Source organism: Paracoccus sp. pheM1 (genome assembly GCF_018499825.1).
Lineage (GTDB): Bacteria > Pseudomonadota > Alphaproteobacteria > Rhodobacterales > Rhodobacteraceae > Paracoccus > Paracoccus versutus.
In genome coordinates this window covers 519,646-535,145 of record NZ_JAGXCX010000002.1, presented here as the reverse complement: position 1 = coordinate 535,145, position 15,500 = coordinate 519,646, and the positions used below count along the sequence as shown (strand labels likewise).

Here is a 15,500-nt window from a genome sequence, read left to right as displayed (position 1 = left end):
CGCAATCTCCATGGCGGCGATAATATTTCCATGAATATGGCCGTTTTCGCGACAATCGCCAAGGGCTATCTGAGGGCCAGCGAACAGTTCAAGGAAACGCATCATGACCGACCTCAGCCATGGCGGCACGACCGCCGCCACGCGCAATGCCGACATTGCCGCCTTCATCCTGCGGGTCTCGACCGGCCTGTGGTTCCTGGTCCACGGGCTGACGAAGCTGCTGGTCTTCACGCCCGCCGGCACGGCCGGCTATTTCCAGTCCATCGGCCTGCCGGGCGCGCTCGGCTACCTGACCATGCTGGCCGAGATCCTGGGCGGGCTGGTGCTGGTCGCCGGCCTGTTCACCCGCCAGGTCGCGCTGGTCCTGGCCGCCGTCCTGCTGGGCGCGGCCTGGTTCGGCCATGGCGGCAACGGCTTTGCCTTCGGCAATCCCGGCGGCGGCTGGGAATATCCGGTGCTTTGGGCCGTCACCATGGTCGCGCTGGCGCTGCTGGGCGACGGGGCTTGGTCGCTGGGCAAGCGCCGCTGATCCGGGCGCGAAACGATCTTGCGGCGGCCGGCCTTCGGGCCGGCCTTTCCTTGCGCGCATGGCTGGGTTGATTTGTCAGTCCTGCGCGATGGCTCTAATCATCGCCCGAGTTCCAGGGAGGCCGCCATGACCGAGGATTACCTTCACCGCATCCGCCACAAGGCCCTGCGCCAGCGCGTGGTCGGCGCCGATCAGGCCGCCAGCCTGATCCGCGACGGCATGGTGCTGGGCATGTCGGGCTTTACCCGTGCCGGCGAGGCCAAGGCCGTGCCCCTGGCGCTGGCCGAACGCGCCCGGCGCGAGCCGCTGAAGGTGACGCTGATGACCGGGGCGTCGCTTGGCAACGACCTCGACAAGACCCTGGCCGAGGCGCATGTGCTGTCGCGCCGCATCCCCTTCATGTCCGACCCGGCCCTGCGGCGGGCGATCAATGCGGGCGAGGTGATGTATATCGACCAGCACCTGTCCGAGACGGTCGAGCAGCTGCGCACCGGGCAACTGCCGCCGGTGGACATCGCCATCGTCGAGGCGGTGGCGATCACCGAGACCGGCGGCATCGTCCCCACCACCTCGGTCGGCAATTCGGCCAGCTTCGCGCTGCTGGCCGAGAAGGTGATCGTCGAGATCAACCTGAGCCAGCCCGAGGCGCTGGAGGGGCTGCACGACATCTATATCCCCACCTATCGCCCGACGCGCACGCCGATCCCGGTGGTGACGCCGGAAAGCCGGGTCGGCTTCCCCTTCATCCCGGTCCCGCCCGAGCGTATCGCGGCCATCGTGATCTCGACCAAGCTGGACAGTTCCTCGACCATCCACGACCCGGACGCCGAGACCCGCGCCATCGCCGGCCACCTGACCGAGTTCCTCAAGCACGAGGTGGCGCGCTCGCGCCTGCCCAGCCACCTGCATCCCCTGCAGGCCGGCATCGGTACCATCGCCAATGCGGTGCTGCACGGCTTCATCGACAGCCCGTTCCACGACCTGACCATGTATTCGGAAGTGCTGCAGGATTCGACCTTCGATCTGATGGATGCGGGCAAGATGGTCTTTGCCTCGGGCTCGTCGATCACGCTTTCGGCGGCGAAATACCGCGACGTGATGGCGCGGTTCCACGAGTTCAAGCCCCGGCTGGTGCTGCGCCCGCAGGAGATCTCGAACCACCCCGAGGTGGTGCGGCGGCTGGGGCTGATCTGCATCAACACGGCGCTGGAATTCGATCTTTACGGCAACGTCAACTCGACCCATGTCATGGGCACGCAGATGATGAACGGCATCGGCGGCTCGGGCGATTTCGCGAGGAATGCCTATCTGTCGGTCTTTGTCACCAAGTCCATGGCCAAGGGCGGGGCGGTGTCGTCGGTGGTGCCGATGGTCAGCCATGTCGACCATAGCGAGCATGACGTGGACATCCTGGTGACCGAGCAGGGGCTGGCGGACCTGCGCGGGCTGGCGCCGCGCGAGCGGGCGCGGGTGGTCCTGAAGAATTGCGTGGCGCCGGAATGGCGCGACGGGCTGGAGGATTACCATGCCCGCGCGCTGACGCGGGGCGGGCATACGCCGCATCTGGTCGAGGAGGCGCTGAGCTGGCACGACCGGCTGCGCCGGACCGGCAGCATGAGGCCGGAATGAGGCAAACGCGTCCGGCCGATCCTGCGCGGGCGCGTTGCGTGTCAGGCGGTGGCGGGGGCTCTGCCCCCCGCCGATCCGACCCCTCGACGGGGTCGGATCGGCGTCCCCCGGGGTATTTTCACAACAAAGAAGATCACCAGGCCGGGATGACGGCGCCCTGGTATTTCTCTTCGATGAACTGCTTCACCGCCGGGTCGTGATAGGCCTCGACCAGTTGCTTGGCCCAGGGTGCGTCCTCGTTCCCCTTGCGCACGACGATGATGTTGGCATAGGGGCTGTCGGGTTTTTCCATGGCGATGGCGTCTTCGTTCGGGTTCAGCCCGGCATCCAGCGCATAATTGGTGTTGATGATGGCGATGTCCGCATCGGCGAGGGCGCGCGGCAGCTGGGCGGCGTCGAGTTCCAGGAACTTCAGGTTCTTCGGGTTCCCGGTCACGTCGAGCGGCGAGGGGGTGAGGCCGGTGTCCTCGGCCAGGGTGATCGCGCCCTTGTCCTGCAGCAGCAGCAGCGCGCGGCCGCCGTTGGTCGGGTCGTTCGGGATCGCGACCTTGGCGCCCTCGGGCAGTTCGTCCAGCGATTTCAGCTTGTCGGAATAGACCCCCATCGGCGTGGTGATGGTCTTGGCGATGCTGACCAGATCGAAGCCGCGGTCCTTGATCTGGTTGTCCAGATAGGGCTGGTGCTGGAAGCTGTTGGCTTGCAGGTCGCCATCGGCCAGCGCCTGGTTCGGCACCACGTAATCGGTGAATTCGACGATGTCGATGGTCAGGCCCTTGTCCTTGGCGACCTTGGCGACCTCTTCCATGATCTCGCCATGCTCGCCCGGCGAGACGCCGACCTTGATTTCCTCGGCCGCGGCCAGGGTCGCGGAGAGGGCCAGCGCCGAGGTCAGGGCGGCAAGGCTGAATTTGCGCATGGGTCTTGGTCCTTTCAGGTTATCGGCCCCGGTTGCGGGGCGCGCGCTTGTCGAAACGGGCGGCGATCCATTCGCCGGCCGATTGCACCAGTTGCACCAGCACGATCAGGATCACCACGACGGCCAGCATCACCTCGGGCATGAAGCGCTGGTAGCCGTAGCGGATGCCGAGATCGCCCAGGCCCTCGCCGCCGACGGCGCCGACCATGGCCGAATAGCCGATCAGGCTGACCACGGCGAGGGTCAGGCCCAGGATGATGCCGGGCATGGCCTCGGGGATCAGCACCTTGCGCACGATCTGGCCGGGCGTCGCGCCCATGGCGCGGGCGGCCTCGATCAGCCCGGCATCGACCTCGCGGATGGCGGTTTCAATGAGCCGGGCGATGAAGGGGGCGCTCGCGATGGTCAGCGGCACGATGGCCGCGGTGGTGCCGATCGACGTGCCGGCGATCAGCCGCGTGAAGGGGATGATCGCCACCACCAGGATGATGAAGGGGGTCGAGCGCGCGGCGTTCACCACCAGTCCGAGGACGGTGTTCAGCCAGGGCGTCGACAGCAGCTCGCCCCGGCGCGAGGTGGCCAGGAACACGCCCAGCGGCCCGCCGATCAGCGTGCCGAGCAGGGTGGAGAGGGCGACCATGTAGAGCGTCTGCAGCGTCGCCTGCCACAGGATCGGGATCAGGTTAGCCGACATAGCCAAGCACCTCGGTCAGAAGCCCGTGTTCCTCGAGGAAGCGACGCGATTCCTCGAGCCGCGGGGCGGGCAGGGCGACGATCAGGCTGCCGAAGGGCCTGGTGCCGATCTCTTCGATGGCGCCGGCCAGGATGTTCACGCTGACCCCGCGTTCCGAGGTCAGACGCGCCAGCATCGGGTCGGTGGCATGGCTGCCGATGAAGGTGATCTGCACCACCGCCTCGGCCTCGGGGGCCTGGGGCGCGTCCCGCATCTGGCCGGCGACGAATTGCGGCACGGCGACGCCGGTCACGCCGGTCAGGAACGAGCGCGTGGTGGGATGGGCGGGTTTCGAGAAGACCGCGTAGGTCTCGCCCGCCTCGACGATGCGGCCGCCCTCGATCACCGCCACGTGGCTGCAGATGTCGCGCACCACCGCCATTTCATGGGTGATCAGCAGGATGGTCAGGCCCAGGTCGCGGTTGATGGTCTGCAGCAGGTCCAGCACCTGCCGCGTGGTGTCGGGGTCGAGCGCCGAGGTCGCCTCGTCCGACAGAAGCACGCGCGGCCCGGTCGCCAGCGCGCGGGCGATGCCGACGCGCTGCTTCTGCCCGCCGGACAGCTCGGCCGGGTAGCGGCCGGCCTGCGCGGTCAGGCCGACGCGCTCGATCAGCTCGGTGACGCGGGGGGCGATCCTGGCGCGCTCCTCGCCGGCGATCTCCAGCGGCAGGGCGATGTTCTCGGCCACGGTGCGGCTGGCCAGCAGGTTGAAATGCTGGAAGATCATGCCGACCTCGCGCCGGATCCGGCGCAGGCTGGCATCCGAGGCGGCGCCCACGTCGCGCTCGTTCACGATCACCTTGCCGGCGCTGGGGCGTTCCAGCCCGTTCACCATGCGCAACAGCGTCGACTTGCCGGCGCCGGACCGGCCGATGATGCCGGTGATCGCGCCCTGCGGCACGTCCAGCCAGATGTCGTGCAGCGCCACCACGTCGCTGCCGCCCTTCTGCGGATAGCGGCGCGTCACGCCCTGGAATGAGATTGCCGGCCCTGTCATCGCCCCTGCCTTGAATGTCAGGCGAGACCTATGCCCGCCGGGCCGGGCTTGGCAAGGGGCAGGTGCCCGGCAAAAGGGCAATGCCATTCCAAACCGGAGGGTTCGGATGGAATGGCGTTCCTTTCGCCGGCGTTACGCTGCGGAAAGCGCGGCGATGATCGGGCCGAAATCCTCGGCCTTGAGGCTGGCGCCGCCGACCAGCGCCCCGTTCACATGCGGGATGGCAAAGATCTCGGCCGCATTGCCGGGCTTGACCGAGCCGCCATAGAGCAGGGCGACGTCGGCGCCCTCGGCTAGGCGCGCGGACAGGCGGTCGCGCATCAGGGCGTGGACCTCTGCGATCTGGTCGTTCGTGGGGGTGCGGCCGGTGCCGATGGCCCAGACCGGCTCATAGGCGATCACCGTGTTCGCGGCCGTCGCGCCATCGGGGACGGAACCGGCAAGCTGGGCCGAGATCACGTCGAGCGTCTGGCCGGCGTCGCGCTGCGCCTCGGTCTCGCCGACGCAGATCACCGCGACCAGGCCCGCCTGATGCGCGGCGACGGCCTTGGCGGCGACCTGGGCGTCGGTTTCGGCATGGTCGGTGCGGCGCTCGGAATGGCCCAGGATCACATGGCTCGCGCCCGCGTCTTTCAGTTGCGCGGCGGCGATGTCGCCGGTATGGGCGCCCGAGGTCCTGGCGTGGCAATCCTGGCCGCCGGTAGCGATGCGGCCCTGCGCGCGGACGGCCATGGCATGGACCAGGGTGGCGGGGGGGCAGATCAGCACGTCGCAGCCCGGCGCCGGGTGATCGGCCAGCAGCCGGTCGATCTCGGCCAGCGAGGCCAGGGTTCCGTTCATCTTCCAGTTGCCGGCGGCGAGTTTGCGCGGGGCCATCTGCCTCTCTCCCTTTTCATGGACTGACAGGGGATTAGGCCGGGGATTTCGCGCGATCAAGACGGCTGGGCGATGTGGGCGCTAACTTGCGGCAAAAAGGCTCAGGCTTTGGCGGCCGAACCCTCCAGCGGGGTGAAGCTGACCGATTCGCCACAGCCGCAGCTGTCGGTGACATTCGGGTTGCGGAACTTGAAGCCGGATTCCAGCAGGCCGGATTCATAGTCGATCTCGGTCCCGAACAGGAACATCTGCGCGGTGGGGGCGATCAGCACCCGCGCCGCGCCCTGCTCGACCACCTCGTCGCCGGGGGCGGCGGTCTCGGCCAGCTCCATGGTGTATTCCATGCCGGCGCAGCCGCCCTTCTTCAGGCCGATGCGCAGCCCGCTGGCGGATTTCTGGGCCATCAGCCGGGCGATCTGCCGCTCGGCCGCCTGGGTGATGGTCACGGGGGATTTGCCGGGGATCGAAAACATCTCGGGCCCTTTTCTGTTCGCTGTCTCTCATTTAGGAGCATCGGGGCTGCCGCTCAAGGGGTGCTTGACTCCGGGCACGGGGCGGCTATAAGCGCCGCTTCATTGGTGTTGGTGGACCCCGCAAGGGGAATCCTGTCGGGCAATATGCCAAAGGACAACGCCCTTCGAGAACATAACATAAAGAAGGAGATCAGCGATGACCAAACGCACCGCTGCCAAGTACAAGATCGACCGCCGCATGGGCGAGAACATCTGGGGCCGCGCCAAGTCGCCGCTCAACCGCCGCGAATACGGCCCCGGCCAGCACGGCCAGCGCCGCAAGGGCAAGCTGTCGGACTTCGGCACCCAGCTGCGCGCCAAGCAGAAGCTCAAGGGCTATTACGGCGACCTGACCGAAAAGCAGTTCCGCCGCATCTACGCCGAGGCCGAGCGCGTCAAGGGCGACACCGGCGAGAACCTGATCGGCCTCTTGGAGCGCCGCCTGGACGCGGTGGTCTATCGCGCGAAATTCGTGCCGACCATCTTCGCCGCCCGCCAGTTCGTGAACCATGGCCATGTCGAGGTGAACGGCAAGCGCGTGAACATCGCCTCGTATCGCGTCAAGGAAGGCGACGTGATCTCGATCCGCGAGCGGTCGCGCCAGCTGGCCATCGTGCTGGAATCGGTCGGCCTGGCCGAGCGCGACGTGCCGGACTACCTGGAAGTGGACCACAACAAGATGACCGCGAGCTTCGTGCGCACCCCGGCCCTGGGCGACGTGCCCTATGCCGTGCAGATGGAGCCGAACCTGGTCGTCGAATTCTACGCGAAGAACTGATCCCTTCAGGATCGCAGGAATGCCGGGCCGTCCCTTCGGGGGGCGGCCTTCGCTTTTCCGGCGCCGTCGCAGGGAGTATTTGAGGAACGAAGAAGCCTGGGCCTGCCGGTGTGGCCGGCGGAGTATTTGGATAACGGTGCAGCGCCGCGCCGTTCACAATCGGGCAAGCGCGGGGCGAGCGGCTTGCATGGCGACGAAACATTCTGGCAAATCGGCACGCAGGGCAGATATGGGGAAGGCGATGCGCGGGCTGGTGGTGGCTTTGATCGGGGCGATGGGATTGCCTGCGCCGGCGGGCGCGCAGGAGAATCCGGCCAGGGACGAGCGGCTCTGGACCTGCGAGACCTCGATCGCCGGCGAGCGGACAGCGATCAATTATCTCCGCGATGACGAGTTCCGCGCGAATGTCGGCCGGTTGGAGAAGAATTTCTCCGGTTGGGGACGGATCTCCTGTCCCGGCTACGTCACCCTGCGCGAGATCCTGCGGCGCAACCAGATGGCGGACGACGGCAGCTATTGCCTGCTCTGGGACAAGCAGCACGACACCTATATCGGCGCGCAGAAGGGGCCGCGCAAAGGGAATGCGTTATGCCGCAAGACCTTTTGCGAACGGGTGAACACGGCGCGCCAGGCGACCTTCCGCAATGCCAATGCGCTGGCGGTTGCCGGCTATGACGCGGTGACCCAACGGCCCGGCGCCACGATCCTGGCCGCGACCTCGGGGCAGATGGTCGGCACGCTCGAGGCGGCGGGGGCAGCGGCGATGGGCATGGCGGCCTCGCCGGTAGCGGTGGGTTCGCTGGTGATCGGTTCGGCCGCCGTGGGCGGAAGCCTGTGGTATTGCACCGAGGAATAGGCTCGCCGCCGCCGGGCGCGGCATCCGCCTTCACCGTCTTGCAAATACTCCGCCGGCCATCCCGGCAGGCCCAGGCTTCTTCGTTCCTCAAATACTCCCTGCGACGGCGCCGGAAAAGCGAAGGCCGCCCCCGAAGGGACGGCCCGTCATTCCTGGCCTCCGGCATTCCTGGCCGATGGCCCTGGATCAGGCTTTCGCCAGGTTGCGCAGCACGTAATGCAGCACGCCGCCGTTCTCCAGGTATTCGATCTCGACCTCGGTATCGACGCGGGCCTTGAGCTGGATCACCTTCTCGCTGCCATCGGCATAGCGGATGGTGCAGGCGACCTGCGACAGCGGCTTGAACTCGCCCGCCAGCCCGTCGATCGAGATCACCTCGTCGCCCTTAAGGTTCAGCGTCTTGCGGTTCTCGCCGCCGGTGAACTCGAAGGGGATCACGCCCATGCCGACCAGGTTCGAGCGGTGGATGCGCTCGAAGCTTTCGGCGATGACCGCCTTGACGCCCAAGAGGTTGGTGCCCTTGGCCGCCCAGTCGCGCGACGAGCCGGCGCCGTATTCGACCCCGCCGAAGATCACCAGCGGCGTGCCCTGCGCCTGATAGGCCATCGAGGCGTCGAAGATCGAGGTCTGCTGCCCGTCCGGGCCCAGGGTATAGCCGCCCTCGACCCCGTCCAGCATCTCGTTGCGGATGCGGATGTTGGCGAAGGTGCCGCGCATCATCACTTCGTGGTTGCCGCGGCGCGAGCCGTAGCTGTTGAAGTCCTTGGGCGCGACCTGGCGCTCGGTCAGGTATTTGCCGGCCGGGGTGGTCGGCTTGAACGAACCGGCGGGCGAGATGTGGTCGGTGGTGATCATGTCGCCCAGGATCGCCAGGATGCGGGCGCCGTCGATATTGCTGATCTGGCCCGGATCCTTGGACATGCCGCGGAAATAGGGCGGGTTCTGGATATAGGTCGAGGTCGGCGGCCAGTCATAGGTCTCGCTGTCGGTGATCTCGACCGCCTGCCAGCGCTCGTCGCCCTTGAACACGTCGGCATATTTCTTCTGGAAGGCCTCGCGCGTCACGGTGGCCTCGACCAGTTCCGCGACCTCCTGCGAGGTCGGCCAGATGTCCTTGAGGTAGACGTCCTTGCCCTCGGGCGTCTGGCCGATCGGATCCTTGGTCAGGTTGATGTTCACGTCGCCGGCGATGGCATAGGCCACGACCAGCGGCGGCGAGGCCAGGTAGTTCGCGCGCACGTCCGGCGAAATCCGGCCCTCGAAGTTGCGGTTGCCCGACAGCACGGCGGTGGCGACCAGGTCGTTGTCGTTGATCGCCTTGGAGATCGCCGCATCGCCCAGCGGCCCCGAGTTGCCGATGCAGGTGGTGCAGCCATAGCCGACCAGGTTGAAGCCGATGGCGTCCAGGTCTTCCTGCAGGCCGGCGGCCTCCAGGTATTCGCCCACCACCTGCGAGCCGGGGGCCAGCGAGGTCTTGACCCAGGGCTTGCGGGTCAGGCCGAGCGCGCGGGCCTTGCGCGCCACCAGGCCGGCGCCGATCATCACATAGGGGTTCGAGGTGTTGGTGCAGGAGGTGATCGCCGCGATCACCACCGAACCGTCGCGGATGGCATAGTCCTTGCCCTCGACCGCCACGCTCTTGCGCACGTCGGTGCCCGAGGTGGCGACCACGCCGCCGCCTTCCTCGACCATCTCTTCGGCCGCGGCCGACATGTCCACGCCGCGATATTCGGCCACGGTCTTGTAGAAGGCGCGGGCGGCAAGGTTCAGCGGCGTATAATCCTGCGGACGCTTCGGACCCGAGATCGCGGGGACGATGTCGCTCATGTCCAGGTGCAGCGTGTCGGTATAGACCGGCTCGTAATCCGCGCCGCGCCAGAAGCCGTTCTCTTTGGCATAGGCCTCGACCAGGGCGATGCGGTCCTCGTCGCGGCCGGTGTTGCGCAGGTAGCGGAGCGTCTCGGCGTCGATGGGGAAGAAGCCGCAGGTCGCGCCGTATTCGGGCGCCATGTTGGCGATGGTGGCGCGGTCGGCCAGCGGCAGGTGGTCGAGCCCCTCGCCGTAGAACTCGACGAACTTGCCGACGACGCCCTTCTTGCGCAGCATGGCCACGACCTTCAGCACCAGGTCGGTCGCGGTGGTGCCTTCCATCATCTTGCCGGTCAGCTTGAAGCCCACGACCTCGGGGATCAGCATCGAGACGGGCTGGCCCAGCATCGCCGCCTCGGCCTCGATCCCGCCGACGCCCCAGCCCAGCACGGCCAGGCCGTTGACCATGGTGGTGTGGCTGTCGGTGCCCACCAGCGTGTCGGGATAGGCGACGGTCTCGCCCGCCTGGTCGGTGTCGGTCCAGACGGTCTGGGCCAGGTATTCCAGGTTCACCTGGTGGCAGATGCCGGTGCCGGGCGGCACCACGCGGAAGTTGTTGAACGCCTTCTGCCCCCATTTCAGGAAGGTGTAGCGTTCCAGGTTGCGTTCATATTCCAGCTCGACGTTGCGCTGGAAGGCGCGGGGGTTGCCGAAATCGTCGATCATGACCGAGTGGTCGATGACCAGGTCCACCGGGTTCAGCGGGTTGATCTTTTGCGCATCGCCGCCAAGCGCCTTGATGCCGTCGCGCATCGCGGCCAGGTCCACCACCGCCGGGACGCCGGTGAAGTCCTGCATCAGCACGCGGGCCGGGCGATAGGCGATCTCGCGCGGGTTCTGGCCGCCTTGCCGCGCCCATTCGGCGAAGGCCCTGATGTCCTCGACGCTGACCGTGCGGCCGCCGTCCTCGAAGCGCAGCAGGTTTTCCAGCACCACCTTGAGCGAGGCCGGCAGCTTCGAGAAATCGCCCAGGCCGGCCTGGGTGGCGGCGTCGATCGAGTAATAGGCATAGCTCCGAGAGCCCACCTGAAGCTGGCGGCGCGTCTTGGCGGTATCGGTTCCGGTTTCGATGGGCATGGACTCGGCTCCCTATCCTTGAAAAAGGTGGCTGAATGGCGGTGCTGCCTGCCATTTGCCCCTTTTCGGGATGGGGTTCAAGAGGGCGGGGCAGGCTTTGTATGCCATTGTATGCCAAATTTTCGCTGCGGCGGCAAGATGTGGGTTTTCCATCACGGTCACGCTGCGGGAACGGGGCACTAACAAAGCATTGATTTGTCGTTCCCCGGCGCGGCGGTTTAGCTGTTGCGGATCGAAGGGGCCGGGAAAACGGGCGACATGACGGCAAGGCGCATCAAGACGACGGCTTGGGGACAGGGGCGGAAGGCGGCGATCCTGCCGGGGCTGGCCTGCGCCCTGTGGGTGCTGCTGGGCGGATTTGCCGCGCCGGCCTTGGCGCAGGACGCAGGCGGGGCGGCGGCCCCCGATCCTGCGCCGGCGAGTGCCGCGGCGCCGCAATCGCCGCAGGGGCCATCCTCCGGGACCGGCGGCGATGGGACCGCCTTCGCGCCCCTGGCCCCGCCCGCCGCCCTGTCCGAATCCGCCCTGTCCGAGGATGAGGACGACGGCATCATCGGCCTGATCGAGGCGCCCGAGGGCGCGCCGGGCGTTCCCGCCGAGGGCATGCCGCCGGTCATCGACCCCGGTGCGCTGGCCGCCTCGGCCATGGTTTCCTTTGCCGAGGTGCAGCCGCGCGCCGGCATGATGGGCCCCATCGGCCACCCGCCGGTGGTGGTCGAGCTTTTCACCTCGCAGGGCTGCTCGTCCTGCCCGCCGGCGGACGAGCTGCTGGCCGACCTGGCCGACCGCGAGGATGTCCTGGCGCTGTCCTGGCATGTCGATTACTGGGACTATCTGGGCTGGGCCGATGAATTCGCCCGCCCCGAATTCACCCGCCGCCAGCAGGTCTATGCCCACCAGGCCGGCGAGCGCGCGATCTATACGCCGCAGATCGTCGTCGGCGGCACCGATACGCTGATCGCGCTGCGCCCGGCCGAGCTGATGGGCCTGCTGCAGACCCAGATGGCGCGGCCTGCGCCGGTCATGGTTTCGTCCAGCCAGGGCAAGGATGGCTTTCGCATCGAGTTGACGCCGCGCGGCGCCATCGCCGACCGGGTGGCGATCATCCTGGTGCGCTATGCGCCGCAGCGGCGGGTGGCGATCAAGGCCGGCGAGAACCGCGGCATCGCGCTGGAATACCGCAACGTGGTGCTGGCGGCCGAGCGCATCGCCGAATGGGACGGCCGCACGCCGCTGCGCATGACCATCCGCCGCGACAGCCAGAACAGCGCCGATTTCCCGGCCGATACTCGCCATGCCATCCTGGCGCAGGAACTGGGGCGGGGCGATGCGCGCTCGGCCAGCGGGCCGATCCTGGCCGCGATCCGGCTGGACTGAACCGCGCCTGCGCCGCCCCGGCTTGCGCCGGCGCAGGCTCCGGGGCAAAACCCGGCCCGTGCCGCAGACGACCATCCCAGACAGGAGCCTCCCTTGACCGAATCGCGCAAGATCGCCCCCTGGCTCAAGGCCGCATTGGAATTCGGCCCGCTGATCCTGTTCTTCCTGGTCTTCATGCGCTTTCGCGACCAGACCGTCAGCCTGGCGGGGCGGGACTATTCCGGCTTCATCCTGGCCACGCTGGTCTTCGTGCCGGTGCTGGCGCTCAGCACGCTGGCGCTGTGGCGGCTGACGGGCAGGCTGTCGCCGATGCAGATCGCGACGCTGGTGCTGGTCGTGGTCTTCGGCGGGCTGTCGGTCTGGCTCAACGACCCGAAATTCTTCAAGATGAAGCCGACGATCATCTACCTGATCTTTGCGGGCCTTCTGGGCGCCAGCCTGGTCCTGCGCCGCAACTGGCTGGAGCTGGTCCTGTCCGAGGCGCTGCCGATGAACGCCGAGGGCTGGCGCATCCTGACCCTGCGCATGGCGCTGCTGTTCCTGACCCTTGCCGCGGCGAACGAGGCGGTCTGGCGGCTGATGTCGGAAACCGCCTGGGTGAACTTCAAGACCTTCGGCTTGCCGGCGATCATGGTGGTCTTTTTCGTCGCCAACGCCCGCCTGTTCGAGCGCCACGCCCAGCCCCGCGACGGCGAATAGCGCCGGCTGCACCCTTGCATGGCTGGCCGGGCGGGTTTAACCCGAATCCCTGAGCATCAGGAGCGAGCCATGTCCCCGGAGTCGAAGTCCCAGGAGCCGAACCAGCCTCTGCATCCGCGCACCCGCGCGGTCCATCACGGCATCCGCCGCAGCCAGTATGGCGAGATGGCCGAGGCGCTGTTCATGACCCAGGGCTTTTCCTATGACAGCGCCGAACAGGCCGAGGCGCGCTTTCTGGGGGCCGGCCCGGACGAGTTCATCTATGCCCGCTACGGCAACCCGACCTCGCGCATGTTCGAGGACCGGATCGCCGACCTCGAGGGCACCGAGGACGCCTTTGCCACCGCCAGCGGCATGGCGGCGGTCAACGGCGCGCTGATGTGCTTTCTCAAGCCCGGCGATCATATCGTCTCGTCGCGGGCGCTGTTCGGTTCCTGCCTCTACGTGCTGGACCTGCTGGCCCGGTTCGGGGTCGAGGTGTCCTATGTCGACGGCACCGACATCGACCAATGGCGCGCGGCGCTGCGGCCCGACACGCGGGCGGTTTTCTTCGAATCGGTGTCGAACCCCACGCTCGAGGTGGTGGACATCGCCGCCGTCGCGGAACTGGCCCATGCGGTGGGCGCGCTGGTGGTGGTGGACAATGTCTTCGCCACCCCGGTCTATTCCCGCGCCGCCCGGCAGGGCGCCGACGTGGTGGTCTATTCCGCGACCAAGCATATCGACGGCTCGGGCCGCTGCCTGGGCGGGGTGATCTGCGGCACGCGGGCCTTCGTGCGCGAGGTGGCCGAGCCCTATCTGAAACACACCGGCGGCGCGATCAGCCCCTTCAACGCCTGGCTGATGCTGAACGGGCTGGCCACGATGGAGCTGCGCGTGCGGGCCCAGACCGACAGCGCCCTGCAGCTTGCCGCCGCGATGAAGGACCAGGCCGGGATCGCCCGCGTGATCTATCCGGGCCTGCCCGAGCATCCGCAGCACGACCTGGTCATGCGGCAGATGGGCGCGGGCGGCACCATGGTCGCCCTCGACCTCGGCTCCAAGGAGGCGGCCTTCGCGGCGATGAACCGGATGCGCATCTTCCAGATCTCGAACAACCTGGGCGATGCGAAATCCATCGTCACCCACCCCTCGACCACCACGCATCAGCGCCTGTCCGAAGAGACGCGCCTTGCGCTTGGCATCACGCCCGGCCTGCTGCGCCTGTCGATCGGGCTGGAGGATGCCGGCGACCTGATCGCCGACATCCGCCGGTCGCTGGGCTGAGCACCGCGCGGAAGTGCCGGAGACCCCTTTCTTTTCCGGCACCGAGCCCCCAGATAGGAGCCGTCCTGACAGGGAGACGACCATGACCGACGCCCGCCCCGTCGCCACCGAGCGCGCCTATCCGGCGCTGAGCCGCGAATACCCGGCCGATTTCCGCGTGGACGACAGCTACAAGGCCAGCCTGCCGGACCTGCAGAACGGCCCGGCCAGCCTGATCGTCGGCGCCCGCGCGCCGATCCAGCATGTCGGCATCTCGAACTTCCGCCTGCCGATCCGCTACCTGACGCAAGAGGGCGGCGAGATCGCGCTGGAAACCAGCGTCACCGGCACCGTCAGCCTGGAAGCCGACCGCAAGGGCATCAACATGAGCCGCATCATGCGCTCGTTCTACGCCCATGCGGAAAAGCAGTTCTCGATGGGCGTGCTCGAGGCGGCGCTGGAGGATTACAAATCCGACCTGGGCAGCTTTGACGCCCGCATCATGATGCGGCTCAGCTATCCGATGCGGGTCGAATCGCTGCGCTCGGGCCTGTCGGGCTGGCAATATTACGACATCGCGCTGGAACTGGCCGAACGGGCCGGGCAGCGGCTGCGGATCATGCATTTCGACTATGTGTATTCCTCGACCTGCCCCTGCTCGCTGGAACTCAGCGAACATGCGCGCCAGATGCGCGGCCAGCTGGCGACGCCGCATTCGCAGCGGTCGGTGGCGCGCATCTCGGTGGTGATGCAGGGCGATACGCTGTGGTTCGAGGACATGGTGGCGCTGTGCCGCCGCGCCGTCGCCACCGAAACCCAGGTCATGGTCAAGCGCGAGGACGAGCAGGCCTTTGCCGAGCTGAACGCCGCCAACCCGATCTTCGTCGAGGATGCGGTGCGCGCCTTTGCCGCCGAGCTGATGGCCGAGCCGCGCATCGGCGATTTCCGCGTCGTCGCCAGCCACCAGGAATCGCTGCATTCCCATGACGCGGTCTCGGTGCTGACCCGGGGCGAGACCTTCGCCCATGCCAGCCTGGACCCTGCGATCTTCGCCGGCCTCAGGGCGTAATGCTGTGGTTGTCCAGCGGAATGGCCTGTCTCCTGGCGGCCCGGCTGGCGGCAATCTGGCTTTGTCTGGGCCATCGCTATCCTGAATGGCACCGGCAACGGCTGGCCGAGGGGCGGGCGTCCGGTCCCCTCGCGTTCGGGATGCTCCACGCCAATCCACTGTTCGACGGCCGGGGGTTTCTGGACTGGCACCACCCGCGCAACCGCCGCGAACGCATCCGGTGCTGCGTGGTCGGTGCGGTTTTTCTCGCCCTGGCCTTTCTGGTTTTCTGGGGACTCACCGCCGCGGTAGGCGGCCTGTGAACGAAATGAGAACGACGGGCTTTCCCGAGCGCGGCT

General features: G+C 67.5%; 14 protein-coding genes and 1 pseudogene. 9 read left to right on the top strand and 6 right to left on the bottom strand.

Going from position 1 to position 15,500, the window contains the following annotated elements:
- Positions 1-103: 103 nt before the first annotated feature.
- Together KF941_RS16675 and KF941_RS16670 are read left to right on the top strand one after the other, a co-directional pair.
- Positions 104-529: a DoxX family protein gene (locus KF941_RS16675; RefSeq protein ID WP_036756881.1), complete on the top strand. Its 426-nt coding sequence runs from the start codon at positions 104-106 to the stop codon at positions 527-529.
- A gap of 126 nt (positions 530-655) precedes the next feature.
- Entirely contained in the window at positions 656-2,158 is a 1,503-nt protein-coding gene (locus tag KF941_RS16670) for an acetyl-CoA hydrolase/transferase family protein (protein WP_214273973.1), read from the top strand.
- A 133-nt stretch (positions 2,159-2,291) separates the two neighbouring features.
- Here KF941_RS16670 and KF941_RS16665 read toward each other — a convergent pair whose 3' ends face one another.
- From KF941_RS16665 to KF941_RS16645, 5 genes are all read right to left on the bottom strand, one after another.
- Entirely contained in the window at positions 2,292-3,074 is a 783-nt protein-coding gene (locus KF941_RS16665; RefSeq protein ID WP_214273972.1) for a MetQ/NlpA family ABC transporter substrate-binding protein, read from the bottom strand.
- Between the two features lie 19 nt (positions 3,075-3,093).
- Positions 3,094-3,768 (bottom strand): methionine ABC transporter permease, encoded by a 675-nt coding sequence (locus KF941_RS16660; RefSeq protein WP_072460810.1) that lies wholly within the window; start codon positions 3,766-3,768, stop codon positions 3,094-3,096.
- Positions 3,758-4,804, bottom strand: a complete 1,047-nt coding sequence (locus KF941_RS16655) for an ATP-binding cassette domain-containing protein (protein WP_214273971.1) — start codon at positions 4,802-4,804, stop codon at positions 3,758-3,760. Before KF941_RS16655 ends, KF941_RS16660 begins: the two co-directional genes overlap by 11 nt.
- Before the next feature lie 132 nt (positions 4,805-4,936).
- Positions 4,937-5,680 carry a triose-phosphate isomerase gene (gene tpiA, locus KF941_RS16650; RefSeq protein WP_214273970.1) on the bottom strand — a complete coding sequence of 248 codons (744 nt, stop codon included), beginning with the start codon at positions 5,678-5,680 and terminating at the stop codon, positions 4,937-4,939.
- A gap of 101 nt (positions 5,681-5,781) precedes the next feature.
- Positions 5,782-6,153 carry an iron-sulfur cluster assembly accessory protein gene (locus tag KF941_RS16645; protein WP_036756906.1) on the bottom strand — a complete coding sequence of 124 codons (372 nt, stop codon included), beginning with the start codon at positions 6,151-6,153 and terminating at the stop codon, positions 5,782-5,784.
- Between the two features lie 196 nt (positions 6,154-6,349).
- Here KF941_RS16645 and rpsD point away from each other — a divergent pair, with 196 nt between their 5' ends.
- On the top strand, positions 6,350-6,970 hold the full coding sequence (rpsD, locus tag KF941_RS16640; protein ID WP_036756914.1) for a 30S ribosomal protein S4: 621 nt from the start codon (positions 6,350-6,352) through the stop codon (positions 6,968-6,970).
- 241 nt (positions 6,971-7,211) lie between these two features.
- Complete coding sequence (locus tag KF941_RS16635) at positions 7,212-7,826, top strand: hypothetical protein (protein ID WP_072460905.1); 615 nt, start codon at positions 7,212-7,214, stop codon at positions 7,824-7,826.
- 186 nt (positions 7,827-8,012) lie between these two features.
- Here the strand turns inward: KF941_RS16635 and acnA are convergent, their stop codons facing one another.
- A complete protein-coding gene (gene acnA, locus KF941_RS16630) occupies positions 8,013-10,772 on the bottom strand; it encodes an aconitate hydratase AcnA (RefSeq protein WP_036756917.1) in 2,760 nt (919 codons plus the stop codon).
- Positions 10,773-11,030: 258 nt separating this feature from the next.
- On the opposite strand from acnA, the gene KF941_RS16625 reads away from it, so the two are divergent.
- The 5 genes and pseudogenes from KF941_RS16625 to KF941_RS16605 all read left to right on the top strand — a co-directional run bounded on the left by KF941_RS16625 (position 11,031) and on the right by KF941_RS16605 (position 15,464).
- The gene (locus KF941_RS16625; RefSeq protein WP_214273969.1) at positions 11,031-12,149 is read left to right on the top strand and encodes a DUF1223 domain-containing protein; all 1,119 of its coding nucleotides are present in this window, start codon (positions 11,031-11,033) and stop codon (positions 12,147-12,149) included.
- Between the two features lie 93 nt (positions 12,150-12,242).
- Positions 12,243-12,848, top strand: coding sequence for an inner membrane-spanning protein YciB (locus tag KF941_RS16620; RefSeq protein ID WP_036756925.1), 606 nt, complete (start codon positions 12,243-12,245; stop codon positions 12,846-12,848).
- A 69-nt stretch (positions 12,849-12,917) separates the two neighbouring features.
- Positions 12,918-14,114 (top strand): O-succinylhomoserine sulfhydrylase, encoded by a 1,197-nt coding sequence (gene metZ / locus KF941_RS16615; protein ID WP_072460804.1) that lies wholly within the window; start codon positions 12,918-12,920, stop codon positions 14,112-14,114.
- Positions 14,115-14,232: 118 nt separating this feature from the next.
- Positions 14,233-15,162: pseudogene (gene folE2 / locus KF941_RS16610) on the top strand (GTP cyclohydrolase FolE2); the annotation flags it as partial.
- Positions 15,162-15,464, top strand: a complete 303-nt coding sequence (locus tag KF941_RS16605; protein WP_214273968.1) for a hypothetical protein — start codon at positions 15,162-15,164, stop codon at positions 15,462-15,464. The pseudogene folE2 and the gene KF941_RS16605, both read left to right, overlap by 1 nt.
- Positions 15,465-15,500: the final 36 nt, after the last annotated feature.

Coding starts and splice junctions, on each gene's coding strand:
- KF941_RS16675 (WP_036756881.1), top strand. CDS start 104: ATGACCGACCTCAGCCATGGCGGCACGACCGCCGCCACGCGCAATGCC.
- KF941_RS16670 (WP_214273973.1), top strand. CDS start 656: ATGACCGAGGATTACCTTCACCGCATCCGCCACAAGGCCCTGCGCCAG.
- KF941_RS16665 (WP_214273972.1), bottom strand. CDS start 3,074: ATGCGCAAATTCAGCCTTGCCGCCCTGACCTCGGCGCTGGCCCTCTCC.
- KF941_RS16660 (WP_072460810.1), bottom strand. CDS start 3,768: ATGTCGGCTAACCTGATCCCGATCCTGTGGCAGGCGACGCTGCAGACG.
- KF941_RS16655 (WP_214273971.1), bottom strand. CDS start 4,804: ATGACAGGGCCGGCAATCTCATTCCAGGGCGTGACGCGCCGCTATCCG.
- tpiA (WP_214273970.1), bottom strand. CDS start 5,680: ATGGCCCCGCGCAAACTCGCCGCCGGCAACTGGAAGATGAACGGAACC.
- KF941_RS16645 (WP_036756906.1), bottom strand. CDS start 6,153: ATGTTTTCGATCCCCGGCAAATCCCCCGTGACCATCACCCAGGCGGCC.
- rpsD (WP_036756914.1), top strand. CDS start 6,350: ATGACCAAACGCACCGCTGCCAAGTACAAGATCGACCGCCGCATGGGC.
- KF941_RS16635 (WP_072460905.1), top strand. CDS start 7,212: ATGCGCGGGCTGGTGGTGGCTTTGATCGGGGCGATGGGATTGCCTGCG.
- acnA (WP_036756917.1), bottom strand. CDS start 10,772: ATGCCCATCGAAACCGGAACCGATACCGCCAAGACGCGCCGCCAGCTT.
- KF941_RS16625 (WP_214273969.1), top strand. CDS start 11,031: ATGACGGCAAGGCGCATCAAGACGACGGCTTGGGGACAGGGGCGGAAG.
- metZ (WP_072460804.1), top strand. CDS start 12,918: ATGTCCCCGGAGTCGAAGTCCCAGGAGCCGAACCAGCCTCTGCATCCG.
- KF941_RS16605 (WP_214273968.1), top strand. CDS start 15,162: ATGCTGTGGTTGTCCAGCGGAATGGCCTGTCTCCTGGCGGCCCGGCTG.